The 16,318-nt window shown below is 62.6% G+C and carries 14 protein-coding genes; 4 read left to right on the plus strand and 10 right to left on the minus strand.

What is annotated here, in order from left to right:
- Window positions 1-33: 33 nt before the first annotated feature.
- The 9 genes from bamA to FF124_RS16930 all read right to left on the minus strand — a co-directional run bounded on the left by bamA (window position 34) and on the right by FF124_RS16930 (window position 9,928).
- The gene (bamA, locus tag FF124_RS16890; RefSeq protein ID WP_138749654.1) at window positions 34-2,373 is read right to left on the minus strand and encodes an outer membrane protein assembly factor BamA; all 2,340 of its coding nucleotides are present in this window, start codon (window positions 2,371-2,373) and stop codon (window positions 34-36) included.
- A 318-nt stretch (window positions 2,374-2,691) separates the two neighbouring features.
- Entirely contained in the window at window positions 2,692-3,786 is a 1,095-nt protein-coding gene (rseP, locus tag FF124_RS16895) for an RIP metalloprotease RseP (RefSeq protein WP_138749767.1), read from the minus strand.
- A gap of 31 nt (window positions 3,787-3,817) precedes the next feature.
- Window positions 3,818-4,696 carry a phosphatidate cytidylyltransferase gene (locus FF124_RS16900; protein ID WP_138749655.1) on the minus strand — a complete coding sequence of 293 codons (879 nt, stop codon included), beginning with the start codon at window positions 4,694-4,696 and terminating at the stop codon, window positions 3,818-3,820.
- On the minus strand, window positions 4,696-5,442 hold the full coding sequence (locus FF124_RS16905; protein WP_138749656.1) for an isoprenyl transferase: 747 nt from the start codon (window positions 5,440-5,442) through the stop codon (window positions 4,696-4,698). The genes FF124_RS16900 and FF124_RS16905 overlap by 1 nt, the downstream gene beginning before the upstream one ends.
- A 38-nt stretch (window positions 5,443-5,480) precedes the next feature.
- Window positions 5,481-6,041 carry a ribosome recycling factor gene (gene frr, locus FF124_RS16910; RefSeq protein WP_138749657.1) on the minus strand — a complete coding sequence of 187 codons (561 nt, stop codon included), beginning with the start codon at window positions 6,039-6,041 and terminating at the stop codon, window positions 5,481-5,483.
- Between the two features lie 53 nt (window positions 6,042-6,094).
- Entirely contained in the window at window positions 6,095-6,814 is a 720-nt protein-coding gene (gene pyrH, locus FF124_RS16915; protein WP_138749658.1) for a UMP kinase, read from the minus strand.
- Window positions 6,815-6,908: 94 nt separating this feature from the next.
- Window positions 6,909-7,835 (minus strand): translation elongation factor Ts, encoded by a 927-nt coding sequence (gene tsf, locus FF124_RS16920; RefSeq protein WP_138749659.1) that lies wholly within the window; start codon window positions 7,833-7,835, stop codon window positions 6,909-6,911.
- Window positions 7,836-8,112: 277 nt separating this feature from the next.
- The gene (gene rpsB / locus FF124_RS16925) at window positions 8,113-8,910 is read right to left on the minus strand and encodes a 30S ribosomal protein S2 (protein ID WP_138749660.1); all 798 of its coding nucleotides are present in this window, start codon (window positions 8,908-8,910) and stop codon (window positions 8,113-8,115) included.
- Between the two features lie 208 nt (window positions 8,911-9,118).
- The gene (locus FF124_RS16930; protein ID WP_138749661.1) at window positions 9,119-9,928 is read right to left on the minus strand and encodes an EipB family protein; all 810 of its coding nucleotides are present in this window, start codon (window positions 9,926-9,928) and stop codon (window positions 9,119-9,121) included.
- Between the two features lie 95 nt (window positions 9,929-10,023).
- Here FF124_RS16930 and FF124_RS16935 point away from each other — a divergent pair, with 95 nt between their 5' ends.
- The 4 genes from FF124_RS16935 to FF124_RS16950 are packed head-to-tail and all read left to right on the plus strand — an operon-like array spanning window position 10,024 to window position 12,865.
- The gene (locus FF124_RS16935; protein WP_138749662.1) at window positions 10,024-10,491 is read left to right on the plus strand and encodes a RidA family protein; all 468 of its coding nucleotides are present in this window, start codon (window positions 10,024-10,026) and stop codon (window positions 10,489-10,491) included.
- Window positions 10,491-11,201, plus strand: coding sequence for a glycerophosphodiester phosphodiesterase family protein (locus tag FF124_RS16940; RefSeq protein WP_138749663.1), 711 nt, complete (start codon window positions 10,491-10,493; stop codon window positions 11,199-11,201). The genes FF124_RS16935 and FF124_RS16940 overlap by 1 nt, the downstream gene beginning before the upstream one ends.
- Window positions 11,202-11,223: 22 nt before the next feature.
- Window positions 11,224-12,399: a GNAT family N-acetyltransferase gene (locus tag FF124_RS16945; protein WP_138749664.1), complete on the plus strand. Its 1,176-nt coding sequence runs from the start codon at window positions 11,224-11,226 to the stop codon at window positions 12,397-12,399.
- Window positions 12,400-12,427: 28 nt separating this feature from the next.
- Window positions 12,428-12,865, plus strand: a complete 438-nt coding sequence (locus FF124_RS16950; RefSeq protein WP_138749665.1) for an HIT family protein — start codon at window positions 12,428-12,430, stop codon at window positions 12,863-12,865.
- Between the two features lie 9 nt (window positions 12,866-12,874).
- On the opposite strand, the gene FF124_RS16955 is transcribed toward FF124_RS16950, so the two are convergent.
- Window positions 12,875-16,318 carry an ATP-binding protein gene (locus FF124_RS16955; RefSeq protein ID WP_138749666.1) on the minus strand — a complete coding sequence of 1,148 codons (3,444 nt, stop codon included), beginning with the start codon at window positions 16,316-16,318 and terminating at the stop codon, window positions 12,875-12,877.

Below are 16,318 nucleotides of genomic sequence, written 5' to 3' on the forward strand. Positions count from 1 at the left end.
GAACGGGAACGATATGAGCTCTGGACAGCAATATCAGAACGTATTGGCAATTCCGAAGCGGAAACGCTGGGTTTCGTCGAAATCTTCCTTGGCGAAGGGAATGGCGTAGTCGAAGCGCAGATCACCGAAGGGCGAATTCCAGATGAGGGCCACGCCGCCGGATGCGCGCAGCGCGAAATCCGTGCCTTCAACAGCCGTATTCGCGAGCTCAACCGCGTTGCCCCAGGCCGAACCGGCATCGAGATAAGCCGCTCCGCGCAGGCTGACATCCTCGGGGATGCCCGGAAGCGGGAAGTTCGCCTCTGCCGAGATCGTGGTGTAATACTGCGAACCGAGGGCATCGCCCTGCACCACCGTGCGCGGACCAAGGCCGTTCTGCTTGAAGCCGCGGATTTCCTGGCCACCGATCGTGAACTGGTCGAACACGTTCAGATTGCTGTCAAACGGCGTGACGAGACCGCCGCGCGCCGTCAGCGAGCCGATGATATCGGCCTGGTCGGAAATCATCTGGTACCAGCGGACCTTACCGGTCAGCGAATAGTAGTGCGAATCGCCGCCAAGACCGGCCACGGTGTTGGTCAGGTTGGCAAGAACGCCTTCGCGCGGCTGCTGGTAATTGTCGACGCTGGAGAAGTTGAAGGCCTGCTCGACCGAGGAAACCGTCCAGGGGCTGCCATTGATCAGATTCTGGAACACCGGCGACAGATTGTTCGGGTTCTGCCAGTCCCCCGTGCCGTCATACTCGAACTTCTGGTAGACATATTTGATGGTCGAGCTGAGCTCGTCGGTCAGCGGCGCCGTCAGGCGGATATCGCCGGCCGTCTCGGCATAGGTATAGTAGTCCTGCGAGGCGGAATAGGCGCGATAGAGATCGAAACCGGCCGCGACCCGATAGCCCAGGAAGAAGGGTTCGGTGAAGGCGAAGTTGTAGATCTGCGAATCATTGTCGCCGAGACCGGCCGATGCGCGAATGAACTGGCCGCGACCGAGGAAGTTGCGCTCCTGCACCGACAGCTCGACAACCAGCGAATCGCCTTCCGCGTCATAGCCGGCGCCGATCGAGAAGGCGCCGGTCGGCTCGTCGGTCACGTCGACGACGATGACGACGCGATCCGGCGCGCTGCCGGGCTGGGTCGAGATATTGACCTCGCTGAAATAGCCGAGCGCCTCAAGACGCCGCTTGGCGCGCGCGATCATCTCGCGATTATAGGCATCGCCTTCAGCCAGCTCGAACTCGCGACGAATGACATAGTCGCGGGTGCGGGTGTTGCCAACAATCTCGATCCGCTCGATATAGGCGCGAACGCCCTGGTCGATCTCGTAATTGACCGAGAAGGTGTCGTTGCTGAAATTGCGATCGCCGCGCGGATTGACCTGCGCGAAGGGATAGCCCTGCGAGGACACCGAGGCCGCGATCGATTCCGAGGTCTTCTGGATATCGTCGGCATCATAGATCTTGCCGGACCTGGTCTTGATGTCGCCCTTCAGCGTTTCGATATCGACGCCTTCCACGGTCGAGGCCACGCCGATATCGCCGAAGCGATAGCGATCGCCTTCAGACATGGTGAAGGTGATCGAATAGGAATTGTCTTCCTCGTCATAGTCGACATCGGTCGAGATCAAACGGAAATCAGGGAAGCCGTGATTGTTGTAGAACTCGCGCAGCAGCGTCTCGTCGTGACGCACCTTGTCAGGATTATAGATATCCTTGCGGGTCAGGAAGGAGAGCGGCGTCGAGCGCTTGGTCGAGATCACCGAGGCAAGGCGCGCGTCGCCGAAGGTGTTGTTGCCTTCAAAGTTGATCTTCCGCGTCTTGGTGCGGCCACCCTCGTCGATAACGAAGGCCACATTGATTCGATTGTCCTGCACCGTCGCCGTCTCAATCGAGACTTCGACGTCGGCACGGCCGATCTGCGCATAGGCGTCCTTGATGCGTTGCATGTCGACCTGGGCCTGCGCCTCATTGTACGGACCGAGCGAATGCAGCTGCACAACGCCTTCGAGCTTCTTGTCGTTGACCTTGCGGTTGCCGTTGAAGACCACCTGGTTGATCAACTGGTTCTCGGTGACGTTGACGACGAGCGTCGATCCGGAGACCGAAATCTTGACGTCGGAGAAATAGCCGGTGCTGTAAAGATTGCGGATGGACTGGTTGATATCGGCATCGGTGAAGCTGCGACCGGGCTGGATGGTCAGCTTCGACTTGATCGCATCGGAGCCGGCCTGGCCGGTTCCGTTGACAACGACGTTACTGACAACAGCGGCGTATGCGCTCGTGGGCACAGCAACGGCGGCGACGACCCCCCCGGACACGGCGACTGCCAATGAAAGCGCCGCACCTGAAACTGTGTTCAAAAATCTTGAACCGGCCATGCTACTATCTACCCTTTATGATCGCTCAATATCAGCGTTTTATAGGCTTTGTGGTCTTTTGTTCTAAAGACTTCACACCCCCACGCAATAGAAAGCCGTGCGACTTATGCAACTTCCGCCCCAAGCGTGGCCAAATCGCCACGATCTTTTCGACTCATGGTAAACGGAAGGCTACAATAAGCGACAACCTGTCTCCTATGCGTTTCCTATCATCTCCCGCGCCAAAGGCAAGGCCACAATCTCACAACCGGCGCCCTTCGACAAGATCATGGGCCCCTCCTGTTAATCAAACAGTGTCAAAGGGTTAAAATGTAAACCTCAGCCCATCCGGCCCAGCGTGTCGTTCCATGTGGCAAAAACCATCAGCGCCAGAACCAGAAACAGGCCAACCCGGAAGGCGAATTCCTGGACGCGGGCCGACAGGGGCCGGCCGCGAACCGCCTCGATTGCGTAGAACAGCAGGTGCCCGCCATCCAGCATGGGCACCGGCAAGAGGTTGAAGAGGCCGACCGAAACGGAGAGAATCGCGGCGAAATTGGCAAAGGCGACGATTCCGAGCGAGGCCATCTGGCCGGCCATGGTCGCCACCCGCACCGGACCGCCGATCTGGTCGGCCTTCATCCGTCCCGTAAAGACGTTGGTGATGTAATCATAGGTGCTGACGACGATGTGCCAGCTCTGCAATGCGCCCTGCCCGATCGCCTGCAGCGGCTCGTAGCGCTCCACCCTGAAATTGCTCGAATCACGCGTGCCGACCACGCCGATCCGGCCAAGCTCCATCTGGTTGCCGAACTGGTCCTCTTCCTCGATTCGCTCCGGCACCACCCTGAGTTCAACCGGCGCCCCGTCACGCTCGACAGTCAGCTCGATCGGCACGCCGGGCCGCACGCTGATATAGCGCACCACCGCGTCGAAGGTCCCGACCTTCTGGCCGTCGAGCGCCACCATGATGTCGCCGGGCTCTACGCCTGCCGCAGCCGCCGGACTGTCCGGCACGACCTCGCCGACCACCGGATCGGAGACCCCGCGCCCGTAGACAGAAAAGATGACGGCGAAAATGGCGATCGCCAGGAGGAAATTCGCGATCGGACCCGCAGCGACGGTCAGCGTCCGCTTCCACAGCGCAGCGCCGTTGAAGGTCTTTGCCCGCTCCTCGGGCGGCAGGGCCGCAACGCCGTCGAAATCCGGACGGCTGGCGGCGTCTTCATCGCCGTAGAACCGCACATAGCCGCCAAGCGGTATCGCGCAGAGTTTCCAGCGCGTGCCGTGCTTGTCCGTCCGCCCGACGATCTCCGGACCGAAACCGAGCGAAAAGGCCAGAATGCGGATGCCGCACCAGCGCGCCACGAGGTAATGGCCAAGCTCGTGAAAGAAGACGAGAAAGGAGATCGCGATCAGGAAGGCGACGATCATCCCGGGCGCGTTTGTAAATCCGATATCCAAATCAGGCTCCGTGAACAGGCGACATCGCGATGAGGCCGCTCCACCGATAAAGCACTGCGCCGACGCTGTCACCGGCGCCGAAGACCATTGCGCAATAGGCCAGGATGAACATGGACGCTGCTGCGGCCACAAGTCCGTCGACGCGGTCCATCACGCCGCCATGGCCGGGAATGAGATGACTGGAATCCTTGGCGCCGCACCGGCGTTTGAGCGCGGATTCAAACAGGTCGCCCGCCTGGCTGACCGCTGAGAGAACAAGCGCCAGCAAGGCCAGAAGCGGGGACGGCGTGCCGCCATAGGCGAGGCACAGGCCAAGCGCTGCCGCAACGCCGAAGCATGCCCCGCCGATCGCGCCCGACCATGTCTTGCCCGGCGAGATCGACGGCGCGAGCTTGGGGCCGCCAAGCGCCCGGCCGACGAAATAGGCCATGATGTCGGTTGCCCAGACGACGGCAAAGACGAAGAGAATGGTGTAAAGTCCCGCCGCGCCGCCATTTCTGATCGCCGCAAGCGAAACCATGGCAAGGCCGCAATAGATGAGCGCGCCGGCAAACCAGGAGGGCACCGGCCTGTCGCGACCATAGGCATAGGCGGCGGCGGCGGCAATGGCGGCAAGCAGCAGCGCCGGCAGGAAGAGCTCGAGAAAGGTCAGGATTGCGGTCGCGATCATCGCCGCCCAGCCGGCGAGCAGCACCGTCATCGTTCCCTCGCCGCCGCCTGCGGGCCGCGCCCGGCTCATCGCCAGCCATTCATGAAAGGCGATGAGCCCGATGCCGACGGAAAGAAGCAGAAAGGCCGCGCCGCCGAACCAGGTCGCCAGCAGCACGACGGCGGCCAGCACCACGCCCGAAATCACGCGCAGCTTGAGTTCACGCCCCATCAGGACCCCGTCAGCGCGGCGGCCGGCTGAACCACGCCGCCGAAGCGGCGCGAGCGCCTGGCATATTCGGCAAGCGCCTCGTCAAACGTCTCCCGCGAGAATTCCGGCCACAGGCACGGCAAAAAGACGAGTTCGGAATAGGCCGACTGCCACATCAGGAAATTCGACAGCCGCTGCTCGCCGCTGGTGCGGATGATCAGGTCGGGATCGGGGATGCCGGCCGTGTCGAGCCGGCCGGAAATCATCGCCTCGTCGATCTCCTCCGGTGAAATCCGTCCCGCGACGGCCTCACGCGCAAGAGCGGCAGCCGCACGGGCAATCTCGGCGCGCGAGCCGTAATTGACGGCGACGACCACATGAAGCCCGGTATTGCTTCGCGTCAGTTCTTCGGCCGTCTCCAGCGCGCCGAGCACCTTGGGTCCAAGCCCAGCGCGTTCGCCGATCATCTGGAAGCGCATGTTCTGGCGATGGTAGGTCTGCAGCTCACGATGGATGAAGATCGCGATCAGCTCCATGATGTCGCTGACTTCGTCCGCAGGCCTCTTCCAGTTTTCGGATGAAAAGGCGAACAGCGTCAGATGCTTGATCTTGGTGTCCCGCGCCGCCTCGACGGCGCGGCGGACCGCCTCGACGCCCTTTCGATGTCCGAAAATACGCTTCAACCCGCGCCCGCTGGCCCATCGGCCGTTGCCATCCATGATAATCGCAACATGATCAGGTTTTGCAGGATCTGCGTAAGGGGTCATATCGTTGCTCAAATTCTTGAAAAAATGCAGGTAAAAAATCAGACCTGCATGATTTCTTTTTCTTTCTCCGCAAGCAAGTGGTCAATGCGAGAAATTGCGCCGTCAGTCAGCTTCTGCACGTCATCTGAGAGAGAACGGCTGTCGTCCTGACTGATATCCCCGTCTTTCTCGGCCTTTTTCAGCGCGTCCATTCCGTCGCGGCGAACATGACGGATCGCAACTTTGGCCTTTTCGGCATACTCATGGGCAACTTTGACCAAAGAACGGCGTCGTTCCTCATTCAGCTCCGGCAACGGAATGCGCAGGTTCTGGCCGTCCATGATCGGGTTGAGGCCGAGATGGCTTTCGCGGATCGCCCGATCGACGGCGCTGACCATGCCCTTGTCCCAGACATTGACCGACAGCATGCGTGCTTCGGGCACGGTGATATTGGCAACCTGGTTGATCGGCATCTTCGAACCATAGGCCTCGACCAGAACCGGATCGAGGATATTGGCCGACGCCCGTCCGGTGCGCAGCGAGGTAATGTCGCCGACAAAGGCGTTGACTGCGCCTTCCATGCGGCGCTCGAGGTCTTTCAGATCGGTTGCATCGCTCATCGTCATTCTCCCGTCTTGCGCCCGGCCTTCCCTTTAAGGCCTTAAGCGCCTCATCACTCGTCGGTTACAATCGTCTTGCGGCCGCCGCCGGCCATGATCTGGCCGAACCCGCCGCGCTCGTGGATTGAAAACACGATAATCGGAATATTGTTCTCCCGCGCCACTGCCACGGCGGCGACATCCATCACCTGAAGGCCGCGCTCCAGCACCTGGCGGTGCGTCAGCGCCTCGAACCGGGTCGCGTCCGGATCCTTCTTCGGGTCGGCGGAATAGATGCCGTCGACCTGCGTGCCCTTGAAGATCGCCTCCGCGCCGATCTCGGCTGCGCGCAGCGCGGCGGCTGAATCCGTGGTGAAGAAGGGGTTGCCCGTGCCGCCGGCAAAGATCACCACCTTGCCCGCATCCATATGGGAGCGGGTCGCGCGCTGCGAGAACGACTGGCAGATCTCCGGCATGGCGATCGCAGACAATACCACCGTGTCCACATTCATCTTGCGCAGCGAGGTCGCGAGCGCAAGCGCGTTGATCACCGTGCCGAGCATGCCCATGTGGTCGCCGGTCACCCGCTCTCCGCCCTTGGAGGCCACGGCGACGCCACGGAAAATATTGCCGCCGCCGACCACGATGCCGACCTCGACGCCCATGGCGCGAACCTCGGCAATATCGGAGGCTATGCGGTCGGCAACGGCGACATCAATGCCGAAACCCTGATTGCCCATCAGGGCCTCGCCTGAAACCTTCAGTAGAACGCGCTTGAAAATCGGATTCGTCAAAGTCACAAACTCCTAAAAAGCAATGCCATCCGGATACACGAAGGGCGCCGCGTTGTCACGCGGCGCCCTTTCAAATTCCAAGCCTTTCGGGCAATCAGCCCTTGGCCGTCGCGGCGACTTCGGCAGCGAAGTCGCTCTCTTCCTTCTCGACGCCCTCGCCGAGCGCCAGACGGGCAATGGCAGCGACCTTGATCGGCGCGCCCGCTTCCTTCTCGGCTTCCTTGACGGCCTGTTCAACCGTCAGGTCGGGATTGATGACGAAGGACTGCGAGAGAAGCGCGACTTCCTCGAAGAACTTGCGCATGCGGCCTTCGACCATCTTTTCGGCAATGTTGGCCGGCTTGCCGGATTCCTTTGCCTGCTCCAGGAAGACGGCGCGTTCGCGGTCGGCAATGTCCTTGTCGACCTCGTCGGCGCGCACGGCGAGCGGATTGGTCGCGGCAACATGCATGGCGACCTGACGGCCGATCGTGGCCAGAACAGCCTTGTCGCCTTCCGATTCCAGCGCGACCAGAACGCCGAGCTTGCCAAGACCGTCAGCCACGGAATTGTGGACATAGGAAGCGACAACGCCCGAGCCGACCGAAAGCTTGGCGGCGCGGCGCAGAGTCATGTTCTCGCCGATCGTGCCGATGGCGTCCTTGATGCTGTCTGCAACGCTCTTGCCGGTGGCCGGATAGGTCGCCGCGCTGATCGCATCGACGGAACCGTCGGTCGACAGCGCGACTTCGGCAATGCCCGAAACCATCGACTGGAACGCCTCGTTGCGGGCAACGAAATCGGTCTCGGAGTTGACTTCGACGACGACGGCTTCCGTGCCCTTCTCGGCGATGCCGATCAGGCCTTCGGCGGCCGTGCGGCCGGACTTCTTGTCAGCCTTGGAAATGCCCTTGGCGCGCAGCCAGTCGATCGCTGCTTCCATGTCGCCGTCGTTTTCGGCGAGTGCCTTCTTGCAGTCCATCATGCCTGCGCCGCTCTTTTCGCGCAGTTCCTTCACCATTGCAGCCGTAATCGTGCTCATAACTTGCCTCTTGTCCATTCGCTCGGCGGCGCTTGTCGCATCAAAGCGCGGCCTGTTGGGCAACGAAGTGTACCCATACTGTGACAGGGTGATGAAACCCTTGTTGCCGACGGCTGACGTCCGACGGCTCAAAAGTCCAAAGGCAAACGCATCGGCAATCCCGATGCGCCTGCCTGCCTCCGGTTGACCTCGACTGCGCACTGCGCGGCCGGCGCAAAAAAACCGGATCGGAATTTCAAACGGGCCGCGAGCGTGCCGCGGCCCAAGGCCAGTTGCCTTATTCTGCCGGCTTTTCGGCGGAAGCGTCCTCGGCGGGCGCTTCGTCTTCCAGCGCGGTCTCTGCCGGTGCCTCGGAAGCGGCGCCGAGATCGATGCCCTGGGCGCCCTGCTGGCGGGCGATGCCGTCGATGGCAGCGCGCGAGATCAGGTCGCAGTAAAGGGCGATGGCGCGCGAGGCGTCGTCATTGCCGGGGATCGGGTAATCGACTTCATCCGGATCGCAGTTCGAATCGACGATGGCGACGACCGGAATGCCAAGGCGCTTCGCCTCTTCGATGGCGATCTTTTCCTTGTTGGTGTCGATGATGAAGATCAGGTCCGGAACGCCGCCCATGTCGCGGATGCCGCCGAGGGCGCGGTCGAGCTTTTCACGCTCGCGGTCGAGGTTCAGGCGCTCCTTCTTGGTGAAGCCCTGTGCCTCGTTGGCGAGGATTTCGTCAAGCTTGCGCAGACGCTGGATCGAGTTCGAGATCGTGCGCCAGTTGGTCAGCATGCCGCCGAGCCAGCGGGAGTTGACGTAATACTGGGCCGAACGCTGGGCGCTGTCCGCAATGATTTCGGAGGCCTGGCGCTTGGTGCCGACCATCAGCACGCGACCGTTGCGGGCAACGGTGTCGGAAACGACCTGCAGGGCGCGCGACAGCATCGGAACCGTCTGGGCGAGATCGATAATGTGGATGTTGTTGCGGTCGCCAAAGATGTAGGGCTTCATCTTCGGGTTCCAGCGGTGGGTCTGGTGACCAAAATGTACGCCTGCCTCAAGCAGCTGGCGCATGGTAAAGTCGGGCAATGCCATGCCTTTTCTCCTTTTCCGGTTGAACCTCCGCAGGCCTGAGACCAGACGTCAATGACGCCTGACACCGGCGGAACGCACCGGATTTCTCCCGGAACATCCCATGGCCTGTGTGTGGAATGAGGGCGCGATACCCCGTTTTGCGGCAAATTGCAAGAGGCGCGGGGCAGCGAAAGGGCGACCGCATGCGCGCCTGCCCCGATGAAGGGCCTCAGGGCTTGGAAGAAAGCGTTTCCGGCGGCGCCTCGCAGCCTGCCGGCTTGAGCGGCTCCAGGCGGGTCAGTTCGCCCGCCATCTTGAAGTCGCCGAAATCCATGACGATGTCGCGGCTGACGCCTTCGGCGGAAAGCAGCATGGAGACCGTATAGTCCGGCGTCTCATCTCCCGAGACCGCGCCCATCGGGAAATAGGCCGTGGTGATCGGCCAGCCGGCATCGCCCTCGATCCGATCCTCGCGATCACCGATCAGGGTGATCGCGCGCATCGTCTCCTCCCCGGAGCCATCGAAGGAGATTGCCTCATAGGCGCGTCGTCCGTTCTGGGCGGCAAGAATCACATTGGCCATATATTCGGTCGGGAACTCGGCGTCCTGAAGCTCGATCGCCCTCGCCTCGTCGCCGCCGAAGGTAACGGAGATCGCGCGCTTTTCGGTGCGCTGGGCCTCGCCGACGGTCTCCGATTGCAGGGCGTTGTCGGAAAAAAGCGTGCTGGAAAAGGCAAAGGCGCCCTTTTCTTCAAAGGATGACGACACCTGGTCGGTGACGACAGCGCCGTATTCGCGGGCAATATCGGTGACCATGCGCATCTCGGTCACATAGCCGGCACAATCGCTGCCGGTGAAGGAATAGACGAAGCGGCCGTCAAGCCCCTCGACCCCGGACTGCGCCGAAGCCCATTCAAGCGAAAGATCATAGACCGCGCGGTGCGGCAGCAGCGACACCGCATCGAATGCCGGTCCCGCCGCCTGGGCGCCGGCCGCGAGTATGGTCCAGAAAATCCCCGTCCCCATGACTGTCCGCATCCAAATTCCCCTTGGTTTTGGAGATTAATCGTATAGAAAAGTCGCGGTTCTGCCAATGTTGTTGAATCCCTTTCCCGAGAAGCCCGGAGCCAGATATGCCCAACGTCGTTTCAGACCGCCTGAACGCCCTTTCCATCACCCTTCCGCAAGCCTCCGCCCCCGCCGCCAACTATCTCCCCTTCACCCGGTCGGAGAAGCTGCTGTTCATCTCCGGGCAACTGCCGACCGAAAACGGCAAGATGGTTGCGACCGGACGCCTTGGCGCGGATGTCTCGCTTGAAGAGGGACGGAAGGCCGCGCGCGCCTGCGCCATCAACATCATCGCGCAGATCGATGCCGCGCTCAACGGCGATCTCGACCGGGTCAAACGCATCCTCAAGCTTTCGGGCTTCGTCGCCTCGGCGCCGGATTTCACCGACCAGCATCTCGTCATCAACGGCGCCTCGGACCTCTTCGCGGACGTCTTCGGCGAGGCAGGCAAGCATGCCCGCGCCGCCGTCGGCATGGCCGCCCTTCCGCTGAACGCCGCCGTCGAGATCGACGCGATCGTGGAGATCGACTGATGCCGCAGCATGACTGGCTAACCGCCCGGCCGATCGCCCATCGCGGCTATCATGACATGAACAAGGCGATCTTCGAAAACACCATGCCCGCCTTTGAACGCGCCATCGAGAACAACCTGGCGATCGAATGCGATGTCCGCCTTTCCGCCGACGGCAAGGTGATCGTGTTTCATGACGATGACCTGAGCCGGCTCTGCAGCCGTCCCGACACGATCGAGGCGCTTGAGGCGAGCGAGATCGACGGGATCCGCGTCGGCACGGGCGAGGCGCGCATTCCGCGGCTTGAGGCTCTGCTTGAGGCAACCGACGGGCGCGTGCCGCTGGTGATCGAACTGAAAGCCGGCCCGAGCGACCCTGACGTCTTTGCCCGCGCCGTCATCGCCGGGATCGCGCATTATCAGGGTCCGCTGGCGCTGATGAGTTTCGCGCCTTCTCTTCTTGCCGCGCTCAAACGCGCCGGCGCGGCCTGTCCGCTTGGCCTGACGGCTGGCGGACACGACGGAAAATCCTTCGAGGCCCATCGCGAGACGATGCGGATCGGCCTTGATTTTGTCTCCTATTATTATGATGATCTGCCCAACGACTTCGTCGCGGGCCTGCGCGACAGCGGCGTACCGGTCATCACCTGGACCGTCCGCAACGAGCGCGCCCGCCAGATCACATTCCAATATGCCGACCAGATGACGTTCGAGGGTTTCGACCCCGCGTAAGGTCCGGGCCTTGAGAGTTCTGTTGAGCGAAAACCTGCAAATCCGCATCGAGAAAAGCTTTTCCGCCATTCCGCGATCTGAATGGGAGACGCTTTCGGGAACGCATCCGGGCTTTGACGGCGCGGGCTATAACCCGTTCCTGTCCCATGCCTTTTTCTCGGCGCTGGAGGAATCGGGCTCGGCATGCGCCGAGACCGGCTGGCTCGGCCATCACCTTCTGCTTGAAACGGAAGACGGAAAATTGATCGGCGCGCTGCCGTGCTATCTGAAGAACCACAGCCAGGGCGAATATGTGTTCGACCATGGTTGGGCGGACGCCTTCGAACGCGCCGGCGGGCGCTATTATCCGAAACTGCAGGCCTCGCTGCCGTTTACGCCCGCGACCGCTCCGCACCTTCTGGTGCGCGAGGGCTATGACAGGGCGACGGTGCAGAAGGTTCTGGCGGACGCGTTGGTGACGGTCAGCGACCGGCTCAATGTCTCATCCGCCCATGTCACCTTCGTTCCGGAAGAGGAGACCCGGATTTTCGAAGCAGCCGGCTATCTCCACCGCACCGACCAGCAGTTTCATTTCCTCAACAAGGGCTATGCCCGCTATGACGACTTTCTCGACACGCTCGCCTCGCGCAAGCGAAAGGCGCTGAAGAAGGAGCGCCGCGTGGCGCTGGAGGCCGGCATCACCGTCGACTGGCTCACCGGCGACGACCTGACCGAGGATATCTGGGACCAGTTCTTCGAATTCTACATGGATACCGGCAGCCGCAAATGGGGCCGGCCCTATCTGACACGCGCATTCTATTCGCTGATCGGCGAACGCATGGCGCGCGATATCCTGCTTGTCATGGCGAAGCGCGACGGACGCTACATCGCCGGCGCGATCAATTTCATCGGCTCCGATGCCCTCTACGGTCGACATTGGGGCTGTATCGAGGATCATCGCTACCTGCATTTCGAGGTCTGCTATCACCAGGCCATCGATTTCGCCATTGCGAACAATCTTGCCCGCGTCGAGGCCGGCGCCCAGGGCGAGCACAAGCTGGCGCGCGGCTATGTGCCCGTCACCACCCACTCCGCCCATTACATCACCCATGAGGGGTTACGGAACGCGGTCGCCGCGTTTCTCGTTCAAGAACGGGAGGACGTCGCGCATTTCAATGATATCCTGAGCGCGCACGCGCCCTACAAGAAGGGCGAATGAAGCGCCGGCAACAAGGGAGCTGAACACCATGGCAGACGAAACGCATATCGCCGAATATGAAGACGACAATATCTTCGCAAAGATCCTGCGCGGAGAGATCCCGGCCACGAAACTCCACGAGGATGACGACGTCATCGCCATCATGGACGTGATGCCGCAGGCGCCGGGCCATGTCCTGGTCATTCCGCGCAAGCCCTCGCGCAACCTGCTCGATGCCGATCCCGTGGTTGTCGGAAAGGCCATGGCCGTGGTGCAGAAGATGGCACAGGCAGTGAGAGCCGCGTTCAAGGCTGACGGCGTCTTCATCGCCCAATTCAACGAACCGGCCGCCGGCCAGACTGTCTTCCACCTGCACTTTCACGTCATTCCGCGCCATGAGGGCGTGGACCTGAAAAGACATTCTGATGGAATGGAAGACCCTGCGGTCCTTCAGGAAAATGCGGACAAGATCCGCAATCACCTCTGAGATGCGCTGCTAGGCAGAGCGCTCCAGCATCACGATATCGGCCCTGTCGCCAAGCTCGCTCCGGGCAATGTCGACAAGGCTTTTTTCATGGGTGAACAGGATCGTCTGGATATCGCCGCCAAGGCCCGTGAGCGCCTTCAGGCCGGCTGCGCTTCGCGCATCATCGAAGGTCTGGAAGATATCGTCGACGATCAGCGGCGCCGGTTCGTTTCGACTGGCGTAGTCTTCGATGAAGGCAAGACGCAGCGCCAGCCAGAGCTGATCGCGCGTGCCGTCGCTCAAACCATCCACCGGCACTTCGCCGCCATCAGTCCGGCGGGCGGAGAGCAGCAATTCATCATGGGCGCCGTAATTCTGCAGCAGCCTGTCGAAGCCGCCCATGGTGAGCGCGGAAAAGTGCCGCCCGGCGTTTTCAAGGATGGGATCGGCGCGCCCCTGGCGATAGCGTTCCATCGCCTGATCGAGCAGATTGCCGGCAAGCTTCAGCACCACCCATTCGCGGGCAAGCTCAAGCGCTTCCTCCTCGGCAGACACCCGGTCGAACGCCGCCTGTTCGGCGCTTTCGCCGCGCCCGAGCTCCTGCTTCTTGTGGCGGCATTCGGCGCGGCGCTGCAATAGTTCCTCGCGCATACCCTCGTCCTCCGCCTCTTCGGCGGCAAGCGCTTCACGCTCCTGCCGGCAGGCGATCACATCCAGCCCCTCGGCCAGCCTGCGTGTTTCCTCCGCATCCGCGCCCTCGCTGCCGTCATCGAAGCGCCGCTTCGCCTCGGCCAGCGCGTTTTTCAGGGCGGCCCGCTCCTCAAGGCGCGCGGAAAGACCTTCCATGACGACGCGCGGCGGCAAGGCCTCGGCGATTTCCGCGATTTTCGCCCTGCAGGACGCAAGATCATCCTCGAGCGCCTCAATCTCCGCGGTCAAAGAAGCGGCAGCCTCTTCGAGCGCCTTGCGGCGGGCGGCACCCGACGTGTCGCGGTCGATGCGTTCGCCAAGGATGCGGACACTCTCTTCGGCGTCGCGCCCGGCAAGGTCCGGCGCCAGCGCCTCGGCGAGCGCATCGACGGCCGAACGGAACCGCTCGACGCGCGCCCGGCCTGCTGTGATCTCGCGCTCGAGCCTGTTCTTTCTTTCCAGAAGCTGCGGCACCCTGCGCCAAAGCCCAAGCGCCGTTTCGGCTGCCGCCAGCCCGGTTTCCGGCTTCAGCCCGAGCTCTGCAAGACAGGCTTCATAGCGCCCGGCAAAGTCGCGCCGCACGACCTGCAACGCCTCAAGCTCCTGCTCCCGGCGCGCGATGGCCTGACGGGCGGCGGCAATCTCGGCCTGCTGCCGGCGTGCATCTTCCCAGCGCTCGGCAAGACGCTCGATCCGGGCCTCGGCAAGGCGCGCAAGCGCGGGAACCGGCATCTCGGCATCCGCCTCGTCGGCAAGCGGCAGAAGGCTTGCGCGCAGTTCGTCCTTCAGCTTGTCCAGTCCGGCCTGCCGATCGATGAGGCTCAACAACTGCTCGCGCTGATCAAGCAGAACGGCAATCTGACGCAGCCATTCGAGCATGTCATCCGGCGCGCCGGCCTCGACGCCTGCAGCGCGGAAAAGCGACCGGTGGGCTTCACGCTCCGCTGCAAGCTCTGCGGTCAGCCGCTCAATCTCACCCTCCGTGGCTTCACGATCACGCGCCAGCGCCGCGAGGCGTTTGCGGTATTCGCCGTGGCGGGCCACCGTGTCGGCATTGTCGAGGGCGCTGTCGGCAAGCCCATCGGCCGCCTTCACCGCAGTGACATAGCGCTCACGATCGCTGCTTCCCGCGACAAGTTCCTGGAAGAGCCTGTCGCGCTCAAGCCGGCCGGCCGCGATGTCCTCGCGCGTCGGCACAGGTGCGTCGCCGGCCTCCCCGGCGATCAGCCCCTCGATCTGCAGCCGCTCCTGATCGCCTTCGGTCTTTCTGCGCTCCAGCGTTTCCAGAGTGCTGCGGATCGCCGAAATCCTCTCGCCCGCCGCCCGCACCGCCGTCTGATCCGGCAGCGTCGCGCGGGAAAAGCCGAAGATATCGGATACGGCCGGGCGCAGCAGCGCCGCGTTTTCCGCCAGCGCGCGGCGACGGCCGGCAATATCGGCTTCCTGCGCCTCGGCATCGTCGAATTTTGCAATGTCGGGCCGCAGTGCATCGAAGCGGCGGCGCAGCGGCGCCGGATCGGTCAATTGTCCGCCGCCGCCTTCGCTCTCGAGGGCTTCGAGTGAGGCGCGGCTGTCGGCAAGCCCCTTTTCGAGCGCGGATGCCTCGCGCTCCAGCCGCCGTGCCTCTTCGATCACCGCATCCAGGTCGGCGAGCACGATATTGTCCGGCCGGTTCTTTTCGAGACGTTCCATGTCCGCAATGCCAAGTTCCGCGGCCAGGATGGAAAGCGCGGAAAGCGTCTCTTCCAGCCCGGCTTCGCGCTCCGGCAGGCCGTTGACCGCCTCGGCATAAAGCCCGCTTTCGCCATGCAGGCGGCGGATTTCCTCGCGACGGGCGAGCAATTGGTCGTCGATCTTCAGCGTTTCGAGATCACGCCGCAGCGTTGCAAGCCGCTCGGCCTTGCCTTCGATCTCGGTCTTGCGCTGGCCTTGGCGCGCATGGAGCCTCTCAAGTTCCGCGCCGGTCTCGTCCGCGACCGGTTCCAGATCGGCAAAGGCCTGCAAGGCGCGTTCATGGCCGTCGATTTCGGCAATCAGGCCGCGCAGCCGCTGCAGGCGGTCGAGCGTTTCCATGCGGGTGCGGCGCGCGTGCTGCCTGTCGGCAAGAGCTGCAAGCTCGTCCTCGATCTCGCTTTCCGAACGCAACAGCGCCTTCCACTCGCTGGCATTCAGTTCCAGCGCCCGCTCGGCCTTGCGCGCAGCTTTATGGCGTTCCAATACCTGATAGAAGGACCGGCTCTTCGACGGATGAGGCGCGTAGATGCCGCTGGCCTCGACGGCAAGCCTCTGCGCAATTGCCCTGAGCCCCGTCAGTCCGGAAGCGGCGGAAAACAGGATCTGCCCGATCTCGCCGCCATCGGCCAGCATTTCATCAGCCCCTGCCCGCAGCCGCTCGCTGTCAAGCCCGAAGGCTCGCTCGAACACGGTTCGGTCAAGACTGCCGAGATAGGCGGAGAGCGCATCGTCATTGAGCGCGGTCTCGCTGTCGCCGCCGGCGGCCAGCAGCGTATCCTTGCGGCCCTTGCGGCGGCGGAAGGCAAGCGTCTCGCCGGAGCGCGCGCGGATTTCCGCGCCGATCCTCAGATCACGCGCCGGATGCAGGAAATCATAGCCGACATCGCGATCTGGAAAGCCGAAGAGAAGATCGGAAAAGGCCGCGAGTGCGGAGGATTTCCCCGCCTCATTCGGCCCGTAGACGATATGCAGCGCGGCATCGGGCCTGAAGGTCATGGAACGGCCGGAAAAATGTCCGTAGCGCAGGAGATCGAGGGAGAGAAACCGCAT

It is taken from the genome of Martelella lutilitoris (genome assembly GCF_005924265.1).
In the GTDB taxonomy this organism is placed as follows: Bacteria; Pseudomonadota; Alphaproteobacteria; order Rhizobiales; family Rhizobiaceae; genus Martelella; species Martelella lutilitoris.

What these genes read in the sequence shown, in the direction of transcription:
- FF124_RS16930 (WP_138749661.1), bottom strand. Translation starts at nt 9,928, where the DNA reads ATGCGGACAGTCATGGGGACGGGGATTTTCTGGACCATACTCGCGGCC.
- FF124_RS16935 (WP_138749662.1), top strand. Translation starts at nt 10,024, where the DNA reads ATGCCCAACGTCGTTTCAGACCGCCTGAACGCCCTTTCCATCACCCTT.
- FF124_RS16940 (WP_138749663.1), top strand. Translation starts at nt 10,491, where the DNA reads ATGCCGCAGCATGACTGGCTAACCGCCCGGCCGATCGCCCATCGCGGC.
- frr (WP_138749657.1), bottom strand. Translation starts at nt 6,041, where the DNA reads ATGAGCGATGCAACCGATCTGAAAGACCTCGAGCGCCGCATGGAAGGC.
- FF124_RS16900 (WP_138749655.1), bottom strand. Translation starts at nt 4,696, where the DNA reads ATGGGGCGTGAACTCAAGCTGCGCGTGATTTCGGGCGTGGTGCTGGCC.
- tsf (WP_138749659.1), bottom strand. Translation starts at nt 7,835, where the DNA reads ATGAGCACGATTACGGCTGCAATGGTGAAGGAACTGCGCGAAAAGAGC.
- rpsB (WP_138749660.1), bottom strand. Translation starts at nt 8,910, where the DNA reads ATGGCATTGCCCGACTTTACCATGCGCCAGCTGCTTGAGGCAGGCGTA.
- FF124_RS16955 (WP_138749666.1), bottom strand. Translation starts at nt 16,318, where the DNA reads ATGCGGTTTCTCTCCCTCGATCTCCTGCGCTACGGACATTTTTCCGGC.
- FF124_RS16905 (WP_138749656.1), bottom strand. Translation starts at nt 5,442, where the DNA reads ATGACCCCTTACGCAGATCCTGCAAAACCTGATCATGTTGCGATTATC.
- FF124_RS16950 (WP_138749665.1), top strand. Translation starts at nt 12,428, where the DNA reads ATGGCAGACGAAACGCATATCGCCGAATATGAAGACGACAATATCTTC.
- rseP (WP_138749767.1), bottom strand. Translation starts at nt 3,786, where the DNA reads ATGATCGTCGCCTTCCTGATCGCGATCTCCTTTCTCGTCTTCTTTCAC.
- bamA (WP_138749654.1), bottom strand. Translation starts at nt 2,373, where the DNA reads ATGGCCGGTTCAAGATTTTTGAACACAGTTTCAGGTGCGGCGCTTTCA.